The sequence below is a fragment of the Acidovorax sp. AC410 genome, from assembly GCF_979253235.1.
Genome location: NZ_CEEDCG010000001.1, coordinates 3892793 through 3915998 on the forward strand (window position 1 = coordinate 3892793; position 23206 = coordinate 3915998).

The 23206-nt window shown below is 63.4% G+C and carries 19 protein-coding genes and 1 pseudogene; 5 read left to right on the forward strand and 15 right to left on the reverse strand.

Going from position 1 to position 23206, the window contains the following annotated elements; genetic code table 11:
- The first annotated feature begins 155 nt into the window (after positions 1 to 155).
- On the forward strand, positions 156 to 983 hold the full coding sequence (locus AC0IZS_RS18015) for a sulfite exporter TauE/SafE family protein (RefSeq protein ID WP_471639550.1): 828 nt from the start codon (positions 156 to 158) through the stop codon (positions 981 to 983).
- 9 nt (positions 984 to 992) lie between these two features.
- On the opposite strand, the gene AC0IZS_RS18020 is transcribed toward AC0IZS_RS18015, so the two are convergent.
- The 5 genes from AC0IZS_RS18020 to AC0IZS_RS18040 all read right to left on the reverse strand — a co-directional run bounded on the left by AC0IZS_RS18020 (position 993) and on the right by AC0IZS_RS18040 (position 7954).
- Positions 993 to 3083, reverse strand: a complete 2091-nt coding sequence (locus AC0IZS_RS18020; protein WP_471636855.1) for a UvrD-helicase domain-containing protein — start codon at positions 3081 to 3083, stop codon at positions 993 to 995.
- A 121-nt stretch (positions 3084 to 3204) separates the two neighbouring features.
- On the reverse strand, positions 3205 to 3696 hold the full coding sequence (locus tag AC0IZS_RS18025; protein ID WP_471636856.1) for a nuclear transport factor 2 family protein: 492 nt from the start codon (positions 3694 to 3696) through the stop codon (positions 3205 to 3207).
- A 177-nt stretch (positions 3697 to 3873) separates the two neighbouring features.
- Complete coding sequence (locus AC0IZS_RS18030) at positions 3874 to 5238, reverse strand: alpha/beta hydrolase family protein (RefSeq protein WP_471636857.1); 1365 nt, start codon at positions 5236 to 5238, stop codon at positions 3874 to 3876.
- On the reverse strand, positions 5238 to 7112 hold the full coding sequence (locus tag AC0IZS_RS18035; protein WP_471636858.1) for a hypothetical protein: 1875 nt from the start codon (positions 7110 to 7112) through the stop codon (positions 5238 to 5240). Before AC0IZS_RS18035 ends, AC0IZS_RS18030 begins: the two co-directional genes overlap by 1 nt.
- Before the next feature lie 167 nt (positions 7113 to 7279).
- Complete coding sequence (locus tag AC0IZS_RS18040; RefSeq protein WP_471636859.1) at positions 7280 to 7954, reverse strand: TetR family transcriptional regulator; 675 nt, start codon at positions 7952 to 7954, stop codon at positions 7280 to 7282.
- A gap of 410 nt (positions 7955 to 8364) precedes the next feature.
- Between AC0IZS_RS18040 and AC0IZS_RS18045 the strand changes: the two genes are divergently transcribed.
- Both AC0IZS_RS18045 and AC0IZS_RS18050 read left to right on the forward strand, forming a co-directional pair.
- Positions 8365 to 9393, forward strand: a complete 1029-nt coding sequence (locus AC0IZS_RS18045) for a hypothetical protein (protein WP_436218993.1) — start codon at positions 8365 to 8367, stop codon at positions 9391 to 9393.
- Positions 9394 to 10119: 726 nt separating this feature from the next.
- Positions 10120 to 11154: a purine-nucleoside phosphorylase gene (locus AC0IZS_RS18050; protein WP_471636860.1), complete on the forward strand. Its 1035-nt coding sequence runs from the start codon at positions 10120 to 10122 to the stop codon at positions 11152 to 11154.
- A 253-nt stretch (positions 11155 to 11407) separates the two neighbouring features.
- On the opposite strand, the gene AC0IZS_RS18055 is transcribed toward AC0IZS_RS18050, so the two are convergent.
- Entirely contained in the window at positions 11408 to 14113 is a 2706-nt protein-coding gene (locus AC0IZS_RS18055) for a type I restriction endonuclease (RefSeq protein ID WP_471636861.1), read from the reverse strand.
- A 311-nt stretch (positions 14114 to 14424) separates the two neighbouring features.
- Here AC0IZS_RS18055 and AC0IZS_RS18060 point away from each other — a divergent pair, with 311 nt between their 5' ends.
- Complete coding sequence (locus tag AC0IZS_RS18060; protein WP_471636862.1) at positions 14425 to 14574, forward strand: hypothetical protein; 150 nt, start codon at positions 14425 to 14427, stop codon at positions 14572 to 14574.
- A gap of 50 nt (positions 14575 to 14624) precedes the next feature.
- Here AC0IZS_RS18060 and AC0IZS_RS18065 read toward each other — a convergent pair.
- From AC0IZS_RS18065 to AC0IZS_RS18075, 3 genes and pseudogenes are all read right to left on the reverse strand, one after another.
- A pseudogene (locus AC0IZS_RS18065) lies at positions 14625 to 14870 on the reverse strand (response regulator transcription factor); the annotation flags it as partial.
- Between the two features lie 5 nt (positions 14871 to 14875).
- The gene (locus tag AC0IZS_RS18070) at positions 14876 to 15532 is read right to left on the reverse strand and encodes an NADPH-dependent F420 reductase (protein ID WP_471636863.1); all 657 of its coding nucleotides are present in this window, start codon (positions 15530 to 15532) and stop codon (positions 14876 to 14878) included.
- Positions 15533 to 15549: 17 nt separating this feature from the next.
- A complete protein-coding gene (locus tag AC0IZS_RS18075; protein ID WP_057268040.1) occupies positions 15550 to 16305 on the reverse strand; it encodes an SDR family NAD(P)-dependent oxidoreductase in 756 nt (251 codons plus the stop codon).
- 154 nt (positions 16306 to 16459) lie between these two features.
- Between AC0IZS_RS18075 and AC0IZS_RS18080 the strand changes: the two genes are divergently transcribed.
- A complete protein-coding gene (locus AC0IZS_RS18080) occupies positions 16460 to 17047 on the forward strand; it encodes a TetR/AcrR family transcriptional regulator (protein WP_471636864.1) in 588 nt (195 codons plus the stop codon).
- Positions 17048 to 17053: 6 nt separating this feature from the next.
- Here the strand turns inward: AC0IZS_RS18080 and AC0IZS_RS18085 are convergent, their stop codons facing one another.
- The 6 genes from AC0IZS_RS18085 to cyoB form a co-directional block, all read right to left on the reverse strand.
- Positions 17054 to 17656, reverse strand: a complete 603-nt coding sequence (locus AC0IZS_RS18085; RefSeq protein ID WP_471636865.1) for a response regulator transcription factor — start codon at positions 17654 to 17656, stop codon at positions 17054 to 17056.
- A 125-nt stretch (positions 17657 to 17781) separates the two neighbouring features.
- On the reverse strand, positions 17782 to 19128 hold the full coding sequence (locus AC0IZS_RS18090) for an ATP-binding protein (RefSeq protein ID WP_471636866.1): 1347 nt from the start codon (positions 19126 to 19128) through the stop codon (positions 17782 to 17784).
- A gap of 9 nt (positions 19129 to 19137) precedes the next feature.
- Positions 19138 to 19929: an SURF1 family protein gene (locus tag AC0IZS_RS18095; RefSeq protein ID WP_471636867.1), complete on the reverse strand. Its 792-nt coding sequence runs from the start codon at positions 19927 to 19929 to the stop codon at positions 19138 to 19140.
- A gap of 138 nt (positions 19930 to 20067) precedes the next feature.
- Positions 20068 to 20520, reverse strand: coding sequence for a cytochrome o ubiquinol oxidase subunit IV (gene cyoD, locus AC0IZS_RS18100; RefSeq protein WP_436218986.1), 453 nt, complete (start codon positions 20518 to 20520; stop codon positions 20068 to 20070).
- On the reverse strand, positions 20521 to 21180 hold the full coding sequence (gene cyoC, locus AC0IZS_RS18105; protein WP_471636868.1) for a cytochrome o ubiquinol oxidase subunit III: 660 nt from the start codon (positions 21178 to 21180) through the stop codon (positions 20521 to 20523).
- The gene (gene cyoB, locus AC0IZS_RS18110) at positions 21173 to 23182 is read right to left on the reverse strand and encodes a cytochrome o ubiquinol oxidase subunit I (RefSeq protein WP_471636869.1); all 2010 of its coding nucleotides are present in this window, start codon (positions 23180 to 23182) and stop codon (positions 21173 to 21175) included. Before cyoB ends, cyoC begins: the two co-directional genes overlap by 8 nt.
- Positions 23183 to 23206: the final 24 nt, after the last annotated feature.

Sequence of the window (23206 nt, forward strand, 5' to 3'; positions counted from 1 at the left end):
TGCGCCGCATTCCGCATTTTCAGGCGCGCCCGCCTTGCCAAGAATGGCGGCCATGGCCTGCTGCACCGTGCGGGCCGCCGAGGAATGTCCGCGATGAATCCAGCACAATTTCAAAATTGTCCTGCATGCCAGAGCCTGCGGGCGGGGCCGCAACCATGATGGCCGGCCTGTTCGGCGTGAGCTCCTGGGCCTGGCTGTTGGGTGCCGTCACCGTCTTTCTGGTGGCCGGCGGCGTCAAGGGCATTGTCGGCCTGGGGCTGCCCACCGTGTCGATGGCCCTGTTGGCGATGCTGATGGCACCGGCCGAGGCAGCGGCCCTGCTCGTCATGCCCTCGCTCATCACCAACCTGTGGCAACTGCGCCCATGGGCCACGCTGGGGCCGCTGCTGCGCCGCCTGGGCGGCATGCAGCTGGGCATCTGCGCGGGCACCTGGCTGGGGGCCTGGGTGCTGGGGGCGCCGGCCGGCGCCTGGTCGCGCGCGCTGTTGGGCGTTGCGCTCATCGCCTATGGCTGCTGGGGCCTGGTGGGGGCGCGCCTGTCGGTGCCGCCCCGGGCCGAGCGCTGGCTGTCGCCCCTGGTGGGCTTTGTCACCGGCTGGGTCACCGCCGCCACCGGCGTCTTCGTGGTGCCGGCGGTTCCTTACCTCCAGGCACTGGGCCTGCACAAGAACGCGCTGGTGCAGGCCATGGGCATCTGCTTCACCGTCTCCACCATCGCCCTGGCGGGCGGCCTGGCGCTCAACGCCAGCTACCCGGCATCCGCCCTCGTGCTGTCGGCCTGGATGCTGTTGCCCGCGGTGCTGGGCATGGCCCTGGGCACCCGCATCCGCCAGCGCCTGTCGGCGGTGTGGTTCCGGCGCTGCCTGATGGTGGGGTTGCTGGCGCTGGGGGTCTACATGGTGGCGGACGCACTGGCCTGGCACGGCTTCGCCTCGCATGATGGCGAAGGCGCACTGCGCATGGGCCGCGACAAGGCGGCGTAAAGGGCGGGCCTAAACCGGCCCTGGCCACACCGGCTTGGCCGCACTCTCCAGCACCCACAGCGCGGCCCGCGCCCGCGTGGTGGCCACGTAGAGCATGTTGCGCTCGCGGTAGGCCTCCTGGTGCGATGCGGGGCCGGGAAAGCGCCCGCGTTCCACGAAGGGCACGGCCACAAAGGTGAACTCGCGGCCCTTGCAGGCGTCCACGCTCAACAGGCGCAGGCTGATGGGCTCCTGGCTTTGGTGCATGCTGATGCTCGTCGTCACCAGCAGCGTGAGTCTGCCCAGCAGCTCCGCCACCGGCAGGCCGTGCGCCAGGTGGGCCAGGCTTTGCAGGCTGGCCAGGCAGGCGCTGCGCTCCGTGCCGTTGATGGGCGCATCGGCAAAGATGCGCCGCACCAGCGGGTGCTGGCAGAAGGCGCCGGCATCGGCCAGCACGGCGGCCCGCGCGGCAGCGGGCAGGGCCATGATTTCGGCGCAGGCATCCTTGAGCTCGGGCGCATTCGGGTTCAGCGTGCCGTGCGCGATGTAGCGGCGCATGCGCGCGGCGCCGCTGTGCAGCGTGGCGGCGAGCTTGCTGCCCTCGTCGGCGCCGGGCAGGTCGGTCCAGCCCGCGTTGTCGAACTGGCCCTGGGCCAGCAGGTCCACGTCGGCCGCGCCGCTGCGCGCCGTGCGGCGGCCATAGTGCAGCAGGCCCTCCACGGCAGCGCCCACGATGCCCGGGGTCAGGTAGCGCTCATGGCCGTCATCGCCCTGCAGCGCCCACATCAACGCCAGCGCCAGCGCCACCTCGCGGCGCAGGTAGAAGGGGCTCATGCCCTGGCAGCCGTAGTGCACGCCCTCGTGGCCAAACACCCATTCGAGCAAGATGCTGTCCTGCGGGTTGCGCAGCACCACGTTCAGCGAACTGTTGTGCTGTGCGCCTTGGTCCCCCTTGCTTTCCTGCAGCGCCCCCCAGCCGTTCACGATCTGCCCATGCAGCTCCACCAGCTGCGCCGCGCAGTGCGCGTCGCTGTCGTAGGTCTGGTGCGCAAACGCGTCCGAGCTACCCGCCACCGGCGCAAACTCCACGCCGAACAGCGGGTTCAGCGCCGCGCAGATCTCGGCGCCAAAGCGACGCGTGGTGTTGATGGTGAGCACCTGCGTGTCGGCCGGCAGGCATTCGCGCACGCGCTCCATGCCGCCACCAAACACCGAGAACGAGCCCTCGTGAATGTGCTGGTTGAAATCCCCCGCGCCCACGAAGAAGCCATTGCGGCCCTGCACCAGCTTGCGCAGCACCATCAGCGCGCCCTCGTCCAGGTCGTGCAGCTCGTCGAACAGCACGGCGCTGTAGCGCTCCTGCAGCCATTCAAAAGGCTGGTCCCAGTCCAGCGCACCCAGTTGGCGGCACAGCTCGAAGGTGCAGTCGCCGTCGGCATAAAAGCGCGGCTCGTGGTTCATGCCCACGCGCATGCGCTCGTACTGCCCGTACAGGCGGCACAGGCCGTAGTCCAGGTCGCGGTCTTCACAAAACGCGCGCAGGTCCAGGCCCGAGTCCTCCACCTCGCGCTCCAGCAACCGCTTCTTGGCCAGCGCCTCGAAGGCCAGAAAGGCGTCGATGTCCACGTTCTGGCCCAGCAGGGCGTCGTCGATGCCATCGCTGCCAAAGCCGCCATCACTGCGCTCCAGCTCCAGCCGCAGGGCCTGCTGCGCCTGCAGGATCAGGAAGCGCCTGCGCACCGCGTCGTCGAGCCGCTCCACCGGGTCGCCCTGTTCCTTGAGCACCTGCTCGCACAGCTGCTCCATGGTCAGCACCTCCATGCGGCGCGGCACTGCGCCGTGCAGCTGCAGCATGCGGTCGCGTATCGCCGTGACCCCTGCGCGCGAATACGCCAGCACCAGGATGCGCGGTGGCCCCGCGTCGCGCTGGCCCTGCAGGCTGGCCAGCAGGTTGCAGGCCTTCATGCACAGCGTGGTCGTCTTGCCCGTGCCCGCCAGCGCGCTGATGATGATGGCCGGCGCCGTGGAGTCCAGCACGCGCCGCTGCTCGGCGGTGGCGGTGATCCGGGTGTGGGCCCAGCTGCGCGCAGGCGGCTTTGGCGGGGTGGGCGAATTGTGCACAGGCATGTCCGGGAGAAAGGGGTGCCATTGTCACTGACCCGGGCAGGGCCGTTGGCGGCAGCAACCCTTGCTTCCCCCGGTGATCGGCCTTGTCAGCCGCGCCCACGCCCCGCCGTTGGCCTCATTGCCGAAGGGCCGAATCCCAGTGCTCCACGATCTTGCCGTTCTCGATGCGGAACATGTCGAACCAGGTGGTGGTGTACTTCTTCGATGCGTCCTTCGGATCGGGGTACTCGCGCACAAAGCTGAGCGTCACCAGATCACGCTCGGCCGTGATCGAAACCAGGGGCGCCTTGATCCGGTCTTCCACCGGCTTGGGGCTTGCATGCCGGCTTGAAATGAAGCCAACCAGCGCGGCCCTGCCGTTGGGCACATTGGGGTTGTGCTGAATGTAGCCCTCGGCCACGTATTTCTCTACCGAACTCACCTGGCCCGACTCAAAGACTTCACGCCAGAAGTCATACACCAGGCGCTTGTTGGCGGCGATCTTGGGGTCGCTGCTGGCGAGCTGCGCCGCCTGGTCCATGGCGGGGCTGACGGGCGTCTGGGCGAATGCCGGCACCCCGAGGGTGATGGCGAGCGCGGCGATGGCGAGCAGTTTGGATGGGTGCATGGTGATGTGAGTGGTTGAACGATGGTGCCTGCCGGGGCGGGCAGCGAGGTGCCTCACGGCAGGTGGTGGACTTCGCCCACACGCCAAAGTTCTTGCGTTTCGCTGTTCATGCGTGATGGCGCGCCATGACTGCGGCGCGCCATCCGATGGCCATGGCGGCCACCCGCTGCCCTCGGCTCAGCGGCAGCCCGCCGCCCGCATGTCCTCCGACCCCACCCGCACCGTGCTGCCTGGCTTGGTGATCGCGCAGCGCGACGCGAAGTAGAACGACAGCCGGTCGCGCACCGGCGTGCCGCCCACCAGGTAGGGGCGGTTGCCCTTCAGCACCGAATCCCCCGCTGCCGCCTTGTCGTACAGCCCCTGGCTGATGTTGTGCCGGTCGGCCGAATCATCAAACGTTTGCGCCGTAAGCCGCCGGAACGCATCGGCCGCCAGCGCCGGGTCGTGCGCGCCTTTCAGGTAGCGGTCGAACCAGGCCAGCGTGTAGTAGTTGATCACCGACTCGCCATACCGGCTGGCCGGCCCGCCGAACAGCGAAAAGTCCAGGTGCGTGCCTGCGCGCAGCACCACCAGCATGGTGTCCACGCCAGCGGCTTTCAGCTCCTGGTAGCCCAGTTCCTTGGGGTGGGGCTCGGCACCGCGCCCCCGGCCGCCCTGGGTGTTGGTCTTGGCGGGCTCGGGCGCTTCCGCCGTGGGCACCACCTTGAAGTAATAGTCTGCCCCCATGCCCAGCGCCGGCGTGCGGATAGCCACGTCCGCCGGTGGGTCCATGCCGATCTTGTCGACCCAGCCGGTTTTCAGCGCGGTGAGGTTGTCCCACGCCACGATGGCGCTGATGCGCTTGTCCACCTGGCCGATCAGGCTGGCCGTGCTGCCGCCTTGCGAGTGGCCGGCAATGCCCACCATGCGCGTGTCCAGCTCCTTCCCGTGCGGGAAGGCACCGCCGGCCAGCGGGGCGGATGGCGTGGCCAAAACCCAGTCCACCACGCTCTGCGCATCGGGCCCGTGCGTGCCCATGGGCGCGGTGGTCTCCAGCGCGATCGTCATGTACCCCGCCTCTGCCAGCACCTGCGCGGCCGAGCGGTGCAACCGCTTGGAGCTGTAGCCCCCGTGCACGATCACCACCGCAGGGTAGGGCGCTTCAAAGGTCTTGAGCCCTGCCGGCATGCCCGTGCAGGTGCCCGCAGCGCAGGGCCGGTAGATCTCCACCGCAATCGGCTTGCCCGATGCGGAAGATGGCGTGCTCGCCTCGGTGTAGCGAAAGCGCACGTTCGCATGGCTGGCCGGGTTGCGGTAGGCGTCGAGCGCGGGCGTCTTGCCCGGGGTGAACAGGGCGGCGGGCTGCTGCGCAAAATCGTCGATGCGCTGGCGCGCGCAGGCCATGTTGTCGGCATCGCGCTGCTTCCACTCGGCCGAGCCGGGTGCGGGCGATTCGTGCTGCACCGGGCCCAGGCAATCGAGCGGGGCGGGTTCTGCCGCATGGGCCGTGGCGCCCAGGCCGCCCAGGATCAGCAGCGCTGCTGCGGCAAGGCAACCGCGCATCACTTGGCACCCCCGGCGCTCGCGTTGCGCTTCATGAAGGCCGCCAGCGGCCGGATCACGTTGTTCGTCGCATCGTCGTCGGCGGTCACGATGTCCACGTGCGAGTAGCCCTCGCTCATGTGCACCTCGAAGCCGCCCTCCACCCCGCCGTACTGGCGGTTGGCCACCAGTGTGGGCTGGCCGGCGGGCGTGCGCGCAATGCCGGCCTTGCAACTGGCCGCGGCGCAGGGCGCAATGGCCTCGGCAAAGCCGCGCCAGATGCCGGCCACGGGTGTGAGGCCATTGGTGCCACCAAACGCGATGACGGGGATGTCGATCTTCTTCGCCTGCGTCTGGTTCACGATGTCGGCCCGGCCGCGCCCGCCCTGGCTGGCGGGCAGCGACAGGGCGCTGGTATCCAGCCCCAGGTTGGCGCCGCCGCTGCCCTCGGCGCTGCCCAGCAGCAGGCCCGAGCTGGGGTAGTACCAATCGCTGTAGGTGGTGTTGCCCACAAACAGCGCGCGCGACATGCGCTTGAGGTTGGTGGGCTCCACCTCCTTGCCCCAGGCGGGCGGGTTGGCCACCAGCGTGGCCGGCTGCGGGCCGAAGTCACGGAACGCGGATGGCGGCAGCGGGTCGGTATTGTCCAGCCAGGTGCGCAGGCCATCGGCCCGCGCCGGGCCCAGGGCGCCCATCGACACCGAATAGAACACCGTGCGCTGCAGGTTGTCGTCGTCCATGAAGGTGCCAATCGCCGCGCCCGCCGTCACCCTGAAGTCGCGCTTGGTGAAGTCCGCCACGCGGTTGTACACGTTGTTGCCCGCCACGCCCCCCTGGTCCGCCTGCAGCAGCGCCTGCGTGCCGTTGATCGTGCCCTCAAAGGCCATCTGCATGCCCGCGATCTCGGTCGATGCGCTCACGCGCGGCGTAAGGCCCGGGCGCGATACAAAACCCGGCTCCGCCCCCGACGCCACCGCCGCATACAGCCCGCCATCGGCCGCGCGCACCACCGCATCGAGCTGCGCCGCCGTGGGCGCGCCCGTTGCCAGCGCACCGCCGGGGCCCTCAAACAGCACCAGCCCCTTGAGCTTGGCGTAGCCCGGCTGCGCCGGCCCCGTGCCCGTGAGGTTGAAGTCCGTGGCCGCATAGCGCGCCACAAAGCCCGTGCCCGCCGAATGCCCGCCCAGAAACACATTGCCATCGCGCGCCACCGTGTGCGCTGCGCTCACCACCGCATCCAGGTCCAGCGAATGCACCTGCGGCGTCCAGTCCGCCAAAAATGGGATCTCGCGGCTTTCGTGGAACACCGCGCGCCGCGCCAGCTTGGCCGGCAGGGGCAGCCCCAGCTCGCCGCCGTACAAGAAGTTCAGGCCCAGCGCCGCATCGCGCTCGCGCTCTGCGATCTGCAGGCCCTCCATGTCCTGCAGCGCCACCGAGCGGCGGTCCACCCCCCACACCTCCACCACCGCCTGGTGGTCGGCCCACATGCGGCGCACCAGGTTCTCCGCCAATATCAGGTAGCTGTGCGACGCCGCCAGCGTGCCCGGCATGGCTACCAGCACCGCATCCACCGGCTTGCCCGCGTTGGCCGCCAGCCCATAGCGCGTGTAGCGCACCCGGTTCAAATCCGGCCCCGCCGCGCCAAACTGCGTGGCCAGCTTGCTGCCCGCCGCCACCGTCACGCCTGCCGTGCCCGGCGTGCGCGCCGCCTTGGCGCGGCTGGCCAGCTCGTGCGTGCTGATGGTGAACTCGCCCTGGTTGGTGCCACCACCATCCACCAGCGCCTGCCCGCCACCGCCGCAGGCCGTGAGCGCGGCGGCCAGGGTCAGGCCCAGCAGCGTGCGGCGCAGGGGCGCGCCGGTGTGGTTTTTGGTATCTCTTTTGTTCTTCTGCATGCCTGTCTCCTTGATGGTTGTGTGAGGCGGTGGGTAAAAAATGGGCGCAAGCTGGCGCTGCAGGTGCGTTGCACAGGCAACGCACACGCGTATCGACAATCGGCAGGGAGTTAGTGGTTAAGAAAGCGCTGCTGGCAAGGCGAAACAACGACGCCAGCAGAGCTTTATTAACCGCTCAACCCAGCGACGAGGTAGTCGAGGAATTCGGTTTGTTGTCGCTCTTCATCGCCCTTGCCCGCCAGCTCCATCGGCCCAAAGGGCGAGCGCCGCATATAGCTGCGGTACGAGATGCCGTAGTACACGGCGTTCATGGTCAGCAGCAGCCGAAACTGGATGGTCTCGCGCCCCACACCAGGCATCAGCGCCTGCAGCCGGGCCAAGGTCAGCTCCAGCGTGCGGCGGTGCAGGGCGGCCGATATTTCCTGCCCCTTCTCGCCATAGTCCCACCCCAGCCGGCCGATGAAGTTGACCGCATCGCGCCCCAGCGCGGGCTCGCTCAGCATGGCGATCACGGGGCCAAAGGCCGCCTCCACCACATCGCGCACGGAGTAGCCCGGCTGGTGGGCCAGGGCCTCCAGCCGCGCACAGGCCCGCGGCTCCAGCCATTGCTGCAGGAAGTTGGTGATCGCTTCGATCAACTCATCGCGCCCGCCAAAGTGGTAGTGCAGGGCAGAGGGGTTCTGCGCCCCCGCCGCAATCACGATGCGCCGCAGCGATACGGCGTTCATGCCCTCGCGCGCCATGAGGTGCATGGCCTCTTCGATGAGGCGGGTGCGGGTGGCCTGGGGGTCTGTGGGGGAGGGCGCCGATGGGTCGGCGGGCGAGGCAAGGGCAGTCGTCATGGGATGAATAATGCATTTGAATTAATTCATGTGCATTAGGGCTTGCCCTGAAGGAGCGTGCAGACCAGTGAGCCCACCGCGCTCGCGCTGTTGCCGGCACGCAAGAGGTGAACCGCCCGCTGACCGCCGACCGCAGGCCGCCGGTGGCCACGGCCTCGGCCTCGGCACCTTGACGACCTGGCGCGCACCCCGCTGCACCATGCCCTCCAGGGTAAGTGTCGAGGGGCATCGCAACGGCAATGGCTGATCCAGCAGGGCGCCAACGCCAACGTCCATCACGAATGCTTTGCATCGGGAGCCACCAGGCGTCGGGCGCTTCACTGGCCAAACGATCAGTGCATTTTCGGCATTTGTCATCTAGTTAGAGGACAGACATTCTTGGCAACCCTTCGTAACATCGCCCGCACGCCGTGGACGATCTGGCCGCGGCACATCCAGGGGAATTTATGAAGCTACAAAAAATCGGCCGGGCTGCGCTCCTGGCATTTGCAATGGGGGCTGCTGCAGCTTCTCTGGCGTCTGCAAATTCCATTTACTCCACCACAGACGGCCTTTTGTCGGCCTCGACCGTCAACATCCCGGGGGCCGGGGCGTTCAATGTCACCTTCCGTGGCAAACCGGGCGAGAAACTGCAGGTCGGTTCGGAATTGACCATTGCGGATTTTCGGGCGCTGACCGTCAATGACGCCCCCGGGCTGCCTGCCAGCTTTGCCAATTCCAGGCTGGTATTGCCGGCCCTGGCCATCGTCGGGGCAGACGGCATGCTGCTCTATTACGACCTGACCCTGATGCCCAAGGCCGGCAGCGCCTCCGTGTTCACGGTCACAGACATCGCAGACACCTCGGTGGGACGCAGCATTGCAGGCCCGCGTGGCCCGGCAGGCCCTCCCGGCCCTGCCGGGGCATCTGGCTCGTCAGGCGGGGGAGGCGTGGGCCCTGCAGGGCCGGCTGGACCCGCAGGAGCAGCGGGCCTTGCAGGGCCGACGGGTGCCACAGGCCCTGCCGGTCCCACGGGGGCGACAGGGCCGACAGGTCCCACCGGGCCGACAGGCGCATTCGCTGCAACCTACACCAGCCTGCAATTGTCAACTCCTTTCGTTGTCAGCGCGGGGACCAACACCATCGTCTTTCCGCCCACTTCGATCGGCATGACCAGTGACGGTACGAACACCACCATCACGGCAGCCGGCCATTACAGAATCGCCTACTCATTTCGAATGAGAATGAGCATTCCCGTTGGAACGGAGACCCATGTAGCGCGCAATGGCGTGCCATATACCTTCGCCAGCAACGGCAATCTCGGCGGCGATCCCACCACGCAACTGGATGGCGAAATGCTGAAGGACTTTGTCGTAGGAGACGTCATTTCATTGCAACTGATCCTGCCAACGCCACAAACGGTAGACCGCGTTAGATTCATCATTCAGCGGATCTTCTAACGAAAGCATTCATTCCAGCGCGCACGGGTCGGTTGCCCTAAAGAGCCCGCCGTCGCTCTTGCCAACGTACTGCCGCTTGCTCTGGACAACGGCACCCACCTGCACCATGCCGCCGAGGACGCTTGGATGAAGCCATCAGGCAGAAGCAGCCCTCTGCGAGTGGACGATTTCATCCGGCCAGAGCGCTCAAAGGCAATGGGGCGGTAGGTGGACACACGATTTCGGATGGTCAAGCTGGATTGATGCAGGCAGTTGTTTGACGCGCCTTCATGGATCAGATCATGAAATCACGATGACCTCCAGCAAGGGCCTCTTTTGCCGGCGTCCGAGAGATCGAGAACCTCAATTCACTTCAATGACCAGAGTCCAACCCGGCGCGCAAGAGCGCCTCTCGTGGGCGAGCACACGGGCGACGTTCTTTTATCCTTCGGATTCAACGACGGTGAAGTGCGTGCATTGATCGACCCGAACGCGGCCTTTCAACCCAGGCCAGACGCCAATTTCGGTGCGGCACCTCATCGGAGCTGGGGCAGCCACTGACGCGCGTTGACAAGACTCGATTGGATTGGCGGCCGCTGGTGAAATGAGCCTGCCGTGCGCTGGTATCGGTTGATTGTTGGCGGGCGAGTTCGGGGCGCAAAATGGCGCAGTTCTTGCGGTGCCGTTGGCTTGTGTTGGCCAGCATGGCACACAGCCGCTTTCCTTTCTCTCGCCAAGGTGTTTTCAATGCTCTTCAACCCGTCTTTACACCCCGTGCGCTGGCTGTTGCTGGCCCTTGCTGCGCTGTCCATTTCCGGCTGCGCGACGTCGCCCTCTGCAACAACCAGCACCGCGCCCATCCGCGTCAAGGTCTTCGTCGCCGCCATGTTCGAGATCGGCAAGAACACCGGCGACCGCGCGGGTGAGTTCCAGCACTGGTACGAGCGGTATTGGAAGTACGCCACTCCCATCACCATACCCGGAGCACTGGGCCCCGTGTACTGCAACGCCGACGGCGTGTGCGGCGCCGTGCTGGGCATGGGCAAGGTCAACTCGTCGTCGTCCATGCAGGCCATTCTGCTGAATCCGAAGTTCGACTTTGCGCAGGCGTACTACGTGATCTCTGGCGTGGCCGGCACGCCGCCGCAGCGGGGCACCATTGGCGACGTGAGCTGGGGCACCTGGCTGGTCGACTACGACCTTGGCCACCGCTGGGCGCCTGAGGAAAACAAGGCCGGCGAGCCCACCTTCATGCCGCGCAAAGGCTATGAGGAATACCGCCGCTTTCAGCTCAACCCCCTGCTGGTCGACTGGGCCATGAACCTCAGCGTTGATGCACCGCTCAAGGACTCAGAAGGCGCCCGCGTCTACCGCCAGCGCTACCCCGACGAGGCCGCCCGCCGCGGCCCCAGCGTCATCACCGGCACCCACATGACCGGCGACACGTTTTTCCACGGCCCCGGCATGTCCAAGCAGGCCCAGTACATCGCCAAGCTCTACGGGGCGGACGACTATGTGATCACCGAGATGGAGGCCGCCGCCATTGCCCTGGTGGTCAAGCGCACCCACGGCACCGACCGCATGATGAGCCTGCGCGGGGCGGTCAATTTTGACCAGGGCAACCCCAAGGAAACCACGCTGCAGCATCTGGACCCGGCGCCGGGCGAAACGGCGGGGGGCTTTGCGGAGACGGTGGAGAACGTGGCGCTGGTGGGCACGCGGGTGGTGGACCACATTGTTCGGAATTGGGGGCAATGGCGGGGTGGAGTGCCGGCGCGGTAGAGCTCGTCAACTTGTATCTTGTCAGCGTGGCTAGTATCTGAGCGCCACGCTCACGTATCGATGACTTTAAACGCCGGACTTGTGAGCTTTAGGGTGATTGAAAGTTTCCCTGAGCCTACATTCCTAGATCAGAGAGCCCTCACGCTCTCGCTTGTTATGGGAGCGCGGGGCCTTGGGGAAGTAGATTTGATCAGTATGGACGACTCGCTACTTCAATAGTAACAAGAGATTGATTAATAAAATTCATCGGGACCTACTTCCCCAATGAGCTTATTTGTGCTTCCACCTCAAACTGGTTTCCAGTAGATATCCCGATTAAAGCAAGACTGTATCCTCGCCTTTCCGGCACAAATTGTAGGATTTTCACTACTACCCAGTCGCCTACCTCGAATTCAGCTCTTGTTGCTGGAGAAATATTACTAAAATTTGACTCGTGAGCTAGGCCTCGCCCGGAAAGGCCGAATTCAACGATAACTCCGTATCGCAAGATTGCACGAATTTGAGCCTCAACCTCCGTTCCAACTGGATAATCGGATTCCATTTTAGTGCGGTTTCTTAAAGTGCCGTCATTATCTTTTAGATTTTGTACGTAGTCGCGAATACTGGGTAGGTCCACTAGATGCTCTGCTTTTTCTGCATCTACTACTTTCGCATGCCCCAAAAAGTACTTGTCCTTGTAGTTTATCAAATAATCAAGAAGAATTTGACCATTTAAAATTACAGCTTGACGTCCGTCGGATGGGAATTCTCCATTGCCAGAAATCATGTCAGCGATTTTTTTGGCCGGTTGATTCTCTCTGAAATAAACGTCCTCCGACATTGCAGAAAGATAATGAATATTTCTAAGCAATTCGAGATGTATTTGCCCAGAAGGAGCGATGGATATAAGATCATCGTGGGACATAATTTCGCTCTGTGCTTCGCTAAAAACGCAGCCATAGGAAATTAATAGTTTTAGCTCTTCGATGATGCGATTTTCAGCATGGCCGGCAATTTGCAGACCGGCGACTAGTGAGCCAGCTTGGTGGTAGCCCAGAATTCTGTTTGGGCCTGCTTCTCTGCTCCGATTTTTTAACCATTGAAGTATCGCTATGCGTACAAACGGGTCTGGCAATGCATCCTGTTCATCAGATGCGAATAAATTTTTAATATTCGACTCGATGTCGCTATAGTACTTTCTCTTGCCCTTTAATAATATTTTTGCAATGATGTGTGGCGGAAGTCTGTGGTCACCTTGCGATGTCTTCATCATCAAGATGTCGTCTGTACTAATGTGCCCGCTTTTGCAAAAGTCGAGCAATATTTCAAGGCCTTTCCGCATATTGCGTCCGGCAATTCCAGAAATTATTCTTTTGAAAAGTTGATCTTGAAACAATGATGCAACAATGGCTTTCAAGTATGTCGCTACCTGCGAGCGGGCGCAATCCACGCGGAAACCATTGCCGGTCAAAAACGAGAATTTTGTATGCTGGCCGCCTATTTCTCTGAGTGCATAATTCAAGCGAGCTTGGATTACCCTGTCTAGCAGTGGTGGGTCAATTCGAAATATTAAATCTTTTATTACCGTATCGAGAGGTGGCTCGTTTCTGTACTGATCATAGGTAGTGTCTCTGAGCGGGAGAAATACCATGCATAAAAATGTACTCTTAATCCAAGATGCAACCTCAAACATCAATAACTGATCATCCTGGGTTCTTTTGTCACAATTGTCTAGAACGAGTACCAGCAATTTGCCGCGCTGTTTGTAGAACACATCTATGAGGCCGTTTAGTGTATTCGATGCGTCACTCTGCAACCTGGTGAGCTCGTCAAATATCATTTCGTTGTATCGATCAGAGCCTTTGGCAAAAAGCGCACCCCTACCTCGTTCAATGATCGAAATATCTTTCTTGAAGATATTCAGTAGGACTGAAATTTCGGCGAAATCCACTTGTGGGTGTAAGGCTTGTATTCCTTCAATTGCTTGTTTAACAACCCAGTTGTAAATCGTGTTGCGGGATAAGGGGGCTTTGTTTAGATTGATGCTAACCCATTCGGTATTATTAGATGTTCCGGTTGGGAGAGCCTCAAGGCGCAGAAAATCTGTAAACGTTGATTTTCCGGAGCCTACGCTTCCTATAAGTAGGCAGATTTCACTATTTGTTCTTCCAAAATCAGATACTGCGGAAAGAAGATCCTCAGGCTTGGTTGAGTCTTCAATTTCTCTGGCATCTACAACCTGCCTTGGGAGGGCTGATCTTATTAACCGATCGATTGGAGCTACATGAGCTTGCTTTCTTCTAGATGGCACGTAAGCATTTTTAACGATGGCAGCTCTATCTGCAGGAGATTCCGGGTTGAAAAGATACTTGTATTCAACCGATACGTTCGTGCCGAATGAATTGTCTCCAATAATTTCATTTTTTACAGCTCGCCCACCCAACATAAAGACAGGTTTCCAATAGCGAGCGGTGGTTCGAATGGACTTGAGTAGTTCATCTGCCCTACGTTTCAATACAAAATGTGAAGCAAATGATAGAAATTCATCGAATTTTTGGCTAACTGGAGTGAGATCCAGTTCGGTTAATTCAATTGACGGTGTGCGTTGATCTGTAAACGCTGCAAATATTCTTTGCCCATCAGTTGCAAAAATCCGTTCGCAGGGATTAAGGCCAGTCGGATAGCTTGCGTTAATTTCGGTTGCATACAATCGTGCTTCTCGTAGCGCTTCCGATAAATCCTCGCCAGGCTTCTTGGCTTCTATAATGAGAAGTGGAAGGCCATCGCAAACAATAGCAAAATCTGGATAGTATAGTTTCCGATGAGCGCCCTTGTCCAGCATGAGTTTCTTTAAGTCAATCTTTGTGTGAAAATCGGTGATTGAATAACCTAAGCCCATGGGATTTTCTTGGAGCAAGAGCGGTAGTATGAACTTTTGCTCAACATCACTCTCGCTTGCGCCGGTTTGAATTTTTTCCATGTCGTATGCCGTCGGAAGATTTATATGAATTTAAAAATGTCCTCGCCTCAACGATGTGCTGAAGCACTGCACTGTCTAGCTTGAAAGGGTTTTAGTTGATTTGCACATAATTTGCAAGAATTTGAATTCACGTTTTTCCATGCCATCTTGAAGAACCTATGGGTCCATGACCTGGGTTTTGCCGTGTACCTCAATGTCCGCTAGCCGTACCCGGCTAGGTGCCTGGGCAACGGCGTGTTCGCCGGTACGCGAGCGAAAGGCGGGGCCGACTGCGCGAACAATTCGAGTACGCCCCGCAGGAGGACGACCTGATGCCCACAGCTGATTGCGCCGCGCTGGTAACTGATGCGTTCGCCGTGCTTTATGGCGTGGCAGTGCAGGCCGAGGCGGAATTCAGCCGCGAGGTTCTAGGTGTAGGGGTGAACCAAGTGCTGGCGACTTTGCCGTCAAAGGGCTCTTGAATGGGCGGCCTGCCGGCCGCCGTGTGCGCGGCGCGAGCGAACCGGGTTTATTAGCTGACCTGATGCTTTTCGAGCTTGCGTGCCAGCGTGCGGCGGTGCATCCCCATCCTTCGCACCGTCTCCGAAATATTGAACCCTGTCTCCGCCAGCACCTCGTGAATCCGCTCCCACTCCAGCGTCTTGAGCGAGCTGGATCGGTTGGTCACGTCCACCTCGGTGTCGCCTGCCTTGAGGCCAAACGCGGCCTCGATGTCGTCTGTGTTGTATGGCTTGGCCAGTTCGTAGTAGGCGCCGAGCAGCTTCACTCCGAGCGGATCTGACGACCCCTCGATAAATTCCCCGCCAGCTCTTCTCGCGTCTGCCTCCAATGCGCCGTCCACGCCGGCTGCCCAGGCCCACTCCGCCATGACTCGCTCAGCGGGCTGTGGTCCACAGTGTCAAACCCAAACTGGTCATACAGCCGCGCCACTACCTCCACTGCCTCGGGGTAGTCGCTCGATGCCGCCAGCGCCAGCCGGCCAGGCTTCCCTGCGGGCTGCCCTGCGGTGAGGATGCGCGGCGCCTGAATGTGGGTGAAGGCCTTGACCACCTTCGATGTGGGCAACTGCCGTTGCCGCAGCTCGTGCTCCGTGGCCTCGCCCGATTCGACCACTGCGTACAGGCCGTCACGCCAGGCCATGTAGTTGTTGGTGTCGATCACGATCTTGCCCGCCAGCTCCTGCACGGGCATGTTGTTGACCAGCTTGAGGGGCACGGCGATGACCACGAAGTCGCCGGCCGCCGCTGCGCTGGCAGCGGTGGAGGCGCGGGCCTGGGGGCCGAGTTCGGCAACCAGCCCTGCCAGGGTCTCAGGGCCGCGAGAGTTGGCGATCACTACCCGGTAGTCGTTGGCGATGGCGGCGCGCGCAATGTGGCTGCCGACTTCGCCTGCGCCGATGATGCCGATGACGGTGGCCATGCGTGCGTGCCCCTGTGTTAGATCTGGAAGCCGCCGCTCACATCGAGCACGCCGCCCGTGACGTAGCCAGCTTCTGGCCCGGCCAGAAAGCACACGGCAGCGGCCACTTCTTCCACGGTGGCGATGCGGCGTATGGCGTGCAGGTCCATGATGCTGTCGGGCAGGTTGCCGGCTGCGCCAGCGGCCATGTCGGTGGGCATGATGCCGGGCTGCACCACGTTCACGGTGATGTTGCGCGGGCCCAGGTCGCGGCCCACGCCCTTGGCGTACCCGACGATGGCCGCCTTGGTGCCGGCATAGTCCGCCACGCCCGCAAAGGCCACGCGGCTGCCCAGGCCCGAGCCGATGAAGACGATGCGCCCGCCGTCGGCCAGCCGAGGCGCTGCGGCGCGCGTGGTGGCCACGGCGCCAAGCACGTTGATGCGCCACTGCAGGTCCAGGCCTTCGGTATCGAGGCCAGGGTCGCCCACCGCCTTGCCTTGCACGGCAATGGCGGCGTTGTTGACCAGGATGTCGAGCTGGCCGAAGTGGGCCAGCACGGCGTCGAGCAGCGGCTTGGCGGCCGTTGGGTCTGCCTGGTCGCTCTGCACGGCCAGGGCGCGCACGCCCTTGGCCTTGAGCTGCTCGACGATGGCCTGCGCCTTGTCGGCCGACGCCACGTAGCTGATGGCCACGTCGGCCCCTTTGTCTGCCAGTGCCAGCGCGGTGGCTGCGCCCAGCCCGCGCGATCCGCCCGTGACCAGTGCCACCTTGCCTGCCAATGATTTCTGCATGAAAAACTCCTTTGTGGGTGAGTTGATCGCCCTCGCCACGATGGCTCAGATCGAAACATAACAATCGTTATGATAACGAATGTTATGAAATTCGACAGAAAGGGTCAAGCGGTTTAATATCGACCGTTATGAAAAAAGCCGAGGCAGTGGTCTGATGGGGCGCCAGCGAGAGTTCGACGTGAACGTGGCGCTGGATGCCGCGCTGTGCGTGTTCTGGCGCAAGGGGTACGAGGGCGCCTCGTACACCGACCTGGTGCAGGCCACGGGGGTGGAACGGCCTGCGCTGTACTCGGCCTTTGGCAACAAGGAGGCGCTGTTCCTGCGGGCGCTAGAGCGGTATTACGAGCACTACATGGATTTCATCCCGGTGGGGCTCACGCAGCCCACCTCGCGCGGGGTGGCGGAGTACATCCTGCGCAATGCCGTGGAGCTCAATACCCGTTACCCGGACCACACGGGCTGCCTTGGCATCAATGGCGTGCTGGCCGGGTCAGACGATGCGGAGCCCGTGCGGCGCGCGCTGATCGATGCTCGGGCCAACGGCGAGGCGTTGCTGCGCGAGCGCTTCGAGCGCGCCCAGCAGGAGGGGGACCTGCCGCCCAAGGCCAACTGTGCGGCGCTGGCTACCTACCTGTGCACGGTGCTGCACGGCATGGGGGTGCAGGCCAAGGCGGGGTTCAGCCGCGAGGTGCTGAATGGGGTGGTGGACCAGGCGCTGTCGACCTGGCCCACTGCGGGCTGACCCGCTTTAGCTCACCTGCTGTTTTTCCAGCTTGCGGGCCAAGGTGCGGCGGTGCATGCCCAACCTCCGCGCCGTCTCCGAGATATTGAACCCCGTCTCCGCCAGCACCTCGTGAATCCGCTCCCACTCCAGCGTCTTGAGTGAGCTGGAGCGGTTGGTCACGTCCACCCCGGTGTCGCCGGCCTTCAAGCCAAACGCAGCCTCGATGTCGTCGGTGTTCGACGGCTTGGCCAGGTAGTGGCAGGCGCCCAGCTTCACGGCCTCGACGGCGGTGGCGATGCTGGCAAAGCCGGTGAGCACGACGATGAGCATGGCTTCGCTGGCGGCGTGCAGCTTTTGCACGCAGGCCAAACCCGATGCGTCGCCCTTGAGCTTCAAATCGACCACAGCGTAGCCGGGGGTGTGCTGGGTGAGCAAGGCTTCCACCTCGGGCAGGCTGGCGGCTTGGAGCACGCGGTAGCCGCGGCGCTCGAACGAGCGGGCCAGGGTGCGGGCAAAGGCCTCGTCGTCTTCGACGATGAGCAGCTGGGGTTTTTCCTTTGCTTCCTTGGAGGATGGGTCTGCTGCGGGGCTGTTGCTGCTGCTGCTGGCGGTGGTGATTTCGTCCATGGCGGTCGGGCTCGGGTTTTGTACTAGTACGAATTCAACTTTGACTGGCGACAAAAGCTGCTTGCTTGTTGGTCTGGTTGGTTGTCCAGCCAATGCATCCAACGCACGCAAATCCGTGGCCATCATCACACCGGCCGGTGGCCGCGCGGCATCGCCACGGCTGCCAGGGGCAGGCGGATGCTCACTTCGGCCCCGCTCTCGGGGGCGCGGTTGCGGGCCGTGACGCTGCCGCCCAAAGTGCGCGCCACGTTCACCACCAAGTACAGGCCCAGGCCGCTGCCGGGGCGCTGCTTGGTGGACTGGTAGGGCTCGCCCAGGTGGTCCAGCATGCCGGGCGCAAAGCCGGGGCCTGCGTCATTGACGGTGATGCACAGGGCGGGCACCTCGGCCTTGTCGTCGCGGGTGATGAGCAGTTCCACCCACTGGGGCGAGGCGTCGCGTGCATTGTCCAGCACATTGAAAACCATCTGCTTCAACGTGGTGTCCGACACCATGGGCGTGTCGTCGCCAAAGTCGTTGCGGTACGAAAATGCGGGTATCGACCGCGTGGTGCGCCATTCGTCGGCCAGGGCGTCGACAAACGTTCTCACGGTGGTCTGGGCCGATTCCTCACCGCGCGCCTCGCCGGCCGACAGCAAGATGCCGCTGACGATGCTCTTGCAGCGCTGCACCTGGGTGCGCATTTCTTCGATGTCTTCGCGCAGCACTTCGTCGCCCATCAGCTCCTGGTCGTGCTGCCAGTCGCCCAAAATCACGGCCAGGGTCGACAGCGGTGTGCCCAGCTCGTGCGCCGCGCCCGATGCGAGCAGGCCCATGCGCACGATGTGCTCTTCTTCCACCCGGCGGCGGCGCGCGGCGGCCAGGCGGGCGTCGCGCTCGCGCAGGTTCAGGCTGATGCGGGTGATGAACACCACCACCAAAATCGCGTTGAGCACAAAGCACACCAAGAGGCCAATCACGTACAGGCTCGACAGGCCCTGGTGCAGGTCTTGCGGCAGCTCCAGCGGCAGGTGGTGGGTGGCCAGCACGCAAAAGCACACGGTGGTGATGACCACCATGCTCCAGATATAGGCCCCGCGCAGCAGAATGGCGCCCAGCGCGATCTGCAGCAGGTACAAAAAGACAAAGGGGTTGCTGGTGCCGCCGCTCAAATACAGCTGGGTGGTGAGCACGGCCACGTCCACCAGCAGCGCCAGAAACAGCTCCACATTGCGCACCTGCACCCCCGTGCGCAGGCGCAGCAGGCTGACCACGTTGAACACGGCCAGGCAGCCCACCACCATCAGCATCTGGTGCAGGGGGATGGTCAGGCGCAGACTGTGGTGCGCCACCTCGATGGTGAAGACCTGGCCAATGACGGCCATCCAGCGCAGCTGAATAAGCTGCTGCAGGTTCTTGATGCCGGCGGCGGCATCGGCAGCGCGCGGGTTGCGCAAGAACTCGGCGCTCTTGGCGATGCGTAGAAGGGGCATGGTGGGAGTCTACCGGCGCCGCTCGTAGCGCACCACGAACCAGCCCGCGCCCAGCACCATCAGCGCCAGGCCGTACCAGGTGAGGGCATACACCGCATGGCTGTTGGCAAAGCGGATGGTGGTGAGCCCCGCGCGCGGCCAGGTGGTGCCCGCCGTGGTGGCGGCGGTGCCGGCCACTTCCACCGCCTCGGCGCTCAGGTTGGCCACGCCGCGCGTGGGCAGGCCGGCGTCGATGAAGAAGGGGGCGGGGCGGGGCAACTGCAGTGCCTGGGCGATGGCCGCCACGTCGCGCGAGAACCAGCGCTCTCCGGCAGGGTCGTTGTTGCGCAGGAAGCCGCCCTTGGGCTCGGTGATGCGGATGAGGCCCTGCACGGTAGCGGGCGCTGCATCGACCTTGCCTGCCCACTCTGCACGCTGGTCCTGGGGGATGAAGCCGCGGTTCACCAGCACCTGGGTGCCGTCGGCCTGCTGCAGCGCGCTGATGACCCAGAAGCCCGAGCCCAGGGCCGTGACGGCCTGGGTGAGCACGGTCTTGCCGGGCAGCCAGTGGCCGCTGAGGGTGACGGGCAGGTATTCATGCCCTGCGGCGTTGATGCCGGGCCAGTCGCTGGCCGGGGGCAGGGCCACGGGCGCGGCGTGTACGCGCTGGTCCACGCGCTCGATGAGGTCGAGCTTCCACACCCGCCGCTGCACCTGCCAGGTGCCCAGGGCCACAAAGCCCAGGAAGAGGGCGATGCCCAGCACCAGCAGCACGGCGCGGCGCAGGCGCCGGCGGGCTGGGGGACCGTTGGTTGCGGTCATCGGGAGTTCCTTTGTTCAGTCGGTTGCACTGGCCCCAAAACGGCTGCGGCCGCTGTGAGCGGCCGCTTCGCAAGGGTTGCGCCCCGCCCCGCCCCGCCTCGCCCCGCATCGTCGTGGGGCGTCGGGGCGCTGCACCCATCAGGGGGTGTGGTGGCTTGCCGCCGCGCCGGCTTCGCTCTGGGTGGGCGGGGTGGGCGTGGGGTGGCCGGGCATCATGTTGGCGTTCATGTGGAACATGACCCAGAGCGTGCCGCTGATGGCAATGGCCACGAAGACCACGGTGAAGATGGTGGACAGCAGCGTCCAGCCGCCCTCGACCTTGCCGTTCATGTGCAGGAAGCAGACCATGTGCACCAGGATCTGCACCACCGCAAAGCCGCCGAGCACGAGGATAGCGGTGTTGCGGTCGGCGATGACCTTGGCCATGACCAGCCAGAACGGGATGGCTGTGAGGATGATGGACAGCACGAAGCCGACCATGTAGCCCGAGAAGGTGCTGTGCGGGCCCACGTCGCCATGGTGGTCGTCGTGGCCGTGATCGTCATGGCCGTGGCCGTCGTGGGCGTTGGCGGTGTGTTGTGCGGCGCTCATTTACAGCACTCCCATCAGGTACACGAAGGTGAAGACGCCGATCCAGACGACGTCCAAAAAGTGCCAGAACATCGACAGGCACATCAGGCGGCGCTTGTTCTCGTGGATCAGGCCATGCTTCTTGATCTGCACCATCAGCACCACCAGCCAGACCAGGCCAAAGGTGACGTGCAGGCCGTGGGTGCCGACCAGCGTGAAGAAGGCCGACAGAAAGGCGCTGCGCTGCGGGCCCGCGCCCTGGTGGATCAGGTGGTGAAACTCATACAGCTCCAGCCCCAGAAAGCACAGGCCGAACACGCCGGTGATGGCCAGCCACAGCAGCGTGCCGTTCACGTTGTTCTGCTGCTTCTTGATCATGGCAAAGCCGAAGGTGATCGACGATGCCAGCAGGAAGGCCGTGTTGATGGCCACCAGCGTCAGGTCGAACAGCTGCGCGCCGGTGGGGCCGGCGGCGTAGCTGCGGCCCAGCACGCCGTAGGTGGCGAACAGCGCGGCGAAGATGAGGCAGTCGCTCATCAGGTAGAGCCAGAAGCCCAGGGCGGTGCCGTTCTCGGGATGCGGCTCGTGCGCCAGGTGGTACTCGCGGCGCGCCAGCGTGGCGCCCGTGGGGCCGCCTTGCGTGATGGCGGCGGCAGCTTGGTTGTAGGTGATATCAGACATGGCTGGCACGCAGTTGTTGGGTACGCAGGTTCTCGGTCTCCGTCACTTGCGTGGCGGGGATGTAGAAGTCACGCTTGTAGTTGAACGTGTGGACGATGGCCACCAGCACCACGCCCGCAAACGACAGGCCGGCCAGCAGCCACATGTGCCAGATGAGGGCGAAGCCCAGCACCAGCGACAGCGCCGAGATGATCACGCCCGCGCCGGTGTTGGCAGGCATGTGGATGGGCGCAAAGCCGGTGAGGGGGCGCGCGTAGGCGTGCTTCTTCATGTCCCACCAGGCATCGATCTCGTACACCTTGGGGGTGAAGGCAAAGTTGTAGTCGGGCGGGGGCGACGAAGTGGCCCACTCCAGCGTGCGGGCGTCCCATGGGTCGCCGGTGTGGTCGCGCAGCTGTTCGCGCTTCAAGTAGCTCACCACGATCTGGATCAGCAGGCAGGCAATGCCCAGGGCGATCAGGCCGGCGCCGATGGCGGCGATGACGAACCAGATCTGCAGCGACTGGTCTTCGAAGTGGTTGGCACGGCGGGTGACGCCCATCAGGCCCAGGATGTACAGCGGCATGAAGGCGACATAGAAGCCCACCACCCACAGCCAGAAGGAGCACAGGCCCCAGAAGCGGTCGAGCTTGTAGCCAAAGGCCTTGGGGTACCAGTAGTTGATGCCGGCGAACAGGCCGAACAGCACGCCGCCGATGATCACGTTGTGGAAGTGGGCGATCAAAAACAGGCTGTTGTGCAGCACGAAGTCGGCCGGGGGCACGGCCAGCAGCACGCCGGTCATGCCGCCGATGGCGAAGGTGACCATGAAGGCCAGGGTCCACAGCATGGGCAGCTCGAAGCGGATGCGGCCCTTGTACATGGTGAACAGCCAGTTGAAGATCTTCGCGCCTGTGGGGATCGAGATGATCATCGTGGTGATGCCGAAGAAGGTGTTCACGCTGGCGCCGGAGCCCATGGTGAAGAAGTGGTGCAGCCACACCAGGTACGACAGGATGGTGATAACGACCGTGGCGTACACCATGGAGGTGTAGCCGAACAGGCGCTTCTTGCAGAACGTGGCCACCACTTCGGAGAAGATGCCGAAGCAGGGCAGGATCAGGATGTAGACCTCGGGGTGGCCCCAGATCCAGATCAGGTTCACGTACAGCATGGCGTTGCCGCCCAGGTCGTTGGTGAAGAAGTTGGTGCCGGCATAGCGGTCCAGCGACATCAGCACCAGCGCTGCGGTGAGCACGGGGAACGAAGCCACGATGAGTGCGTTGGTGCACAGGGCCGTCCACGTGAAGATGGGCATGCGCATGAGGTTCATGCCGGGTGCGCGCATCTTGATGATGGTGACGATCAGGTTGATGCCCGAGAGCGTGGTGCCCACCCCGGCGATCTGCAGCGCCCAGATGTAGTAGTCAAGCCCCACCCCCGGGTTCTGCGCCCCCAGGTTGGACAGCGCCAGCCAGCCCGCGGTGGAGAACTCGCCCAGGAACAGCGACACCATCACCAGGATGGCACCGGCGGTGGTCATCCAAAAGCTGAAGTTGTTCAGGAACGGGAAGGACACGTCGCGCGCGCCGATCTGCAGCGGCACGAGGTAGTTCATGAGGCCCGTGACCAGCGGCATGGCCACGAAGAAGATCATGATCACGCCGTGGGCGGTGAAGATCTGGTCGTAGTGGTGCGGCGGCAGGTAGCCCATGTTGTCGCCAAAGGCCATGGCCTGCTGCAGGCGCATCATCAGCGCGTCGGCAAAGCCGCGCAGCAGCATGACCACGCCCAGGATCATGTACATGATGCCGATCTTCTTGTGGTCGATGCTGCAGATCCAGTCGCGCCACAGGGTGCCCCACAGGCGGAACTTGGTGATGCCGGCCAGCACGGCCAGGCCACCGAGCACGACGCCGATGAAGGTGATCAGCACGATGGGCTCGTGCGCCATGGGGATCGAGTCCCAGGTGATTCGGCCCAGGGCCCAATGCGGTTCGGTTACAACGGGTGAGGTGGACATGGTCGTCAGTCTCTTAGGCGCGGA

What these genes read in the sequence shown, in the direction of transcription:
- AC0IZS_RS18015 (WP_471639550.1), top strand. Translation starts at nt 156, where the DNA reads ATGATGGCCGGCCTGTTCGGCGTGAGCTCCTGGGCCTGGCTGTTGGGT.
- AC0IZS_RS18025 (WP_471636856.1), bottom strand. Translation starts at nt 3,696, where the DNA reads ATGCACCCATCCAAACTGCTCGCCATCGCCGCGCTCGCCATCACCCTC.
- AC0IZS_RS18030 (WP_471636857.1), bottom strand. Translation starts at nt 5,238, where the DNA reads ATGCGCGGTTGCCTTGCCGCAGCAGCGCTGCTGATCCTGGGCGGCCTG.
- AC0IZS_RS18035 (WP_471636858.1), bottom strand. Translation starts at nt 7,112, where the DNA reads ATGCAGAAGAACAAAAGAGATACCAAAAACCACACCGGCGCGCCCCTG.
- AC0IZS_RS18040 (WP_471636859.1), bottom strand. Translation starts at nt 7,954, where the DNA reads ATGACGACTGCCCTTGCCTCGCCCGCCGACCCATCGGCGCCCTCCCCC.
- AC0IZS_RS18050 (WP_471636860.1), top strand. Translation starts at nt 10,120, where the DNA reads ATGCTCTTCAACCCGTCTTTACACCCCGTGCGCTGGCTGTTGCTGGCC.
- AC0IZS_RS18055 (WP_471636861.1), bottom strand. Translation starts at nt 14,113, where the DNA reads ATGGAAAAAATTCAAACCGGCGCAAGCGAGAGTGATGTTGAGCAAAAG.
- AC0IZS_RS18060 (WP_471636862.1), top strand. Translation starts at nt 14,425, where the DNA reads ATGCCCACAGCTGATTGCGCCGCGCTGGTAACTGATGCGTTCGCCGTG.
- AC0IZS_RS18070 (WP_471636863.1), bottom strand. Translation starts at nt 15,532, where the DNA reads ATGGCCACCGTCATCGGCATCATCGGCGCAGGCGAAGTCGGCAGCCAC.
- AC0IZS_RS18075 (WP_057268040.1), bottom strand. Translation starts at nt 16,305, where the DNA reads ATGCAGAAATCATTGGCAGGCAAGGTGGCACTGGTCACGGGCGGATCG.
- AC0IZS_RS18080 (WP_471636864.1), top strand. Translation starts at nt 16,460, where the DNA reads ATGGGGCGCCAGCGAGAGTTCGACGTGAACGTGGCGCTGGATGCCGCG.
- AC0IZS_RS18085 (WP_471636865.1), bottom strand. Translation starts at nt 17,656, where the DNA reads ATGGACGAAATCACCACCGCCAGCAGCAGCAGCAACAGCCCCGCAGCA.
- AC0IZS_RS18090 (WP_471636866.1), bottom strand. Translation starts at nt 19,128, where the DNA reads ATGCCCCTTCTACGCATCGCCAAGAGCGCCGAGTTCTTGCGCAACCCG.
- AC0IZS_RS18095 (WP_471636867.1), bottom strand. Translation starts at nt 19,929, where the DNA reads ATGACCGCAACCAACGGTCCCCCAGCCCGCCGGCGCCTGCGCCGCGCC.
- cyoD (WP_436218986.1), bottom strand. Translation starts at nt 20,520, where the DNA reads ATGAGCGCCGCACAACACACCGCCAACGCCCACGACGGCCACGGCCAT.
- cyoC (WP_471636868.1), bottom strand. Translation starts at nt 21,180, where the DNA reads ATGTCTGATATCACCTACAACCAAGCTGCCGCCGCCATCACGCAAGGC.
- cyoB (WP_471636869.1), bottom strand. Translation starts at nt 23,182, where the DNA reads ATGTCCACCTCACCCGTTGTAACCGAACCGCATTGGGCCCTGGGCCGA.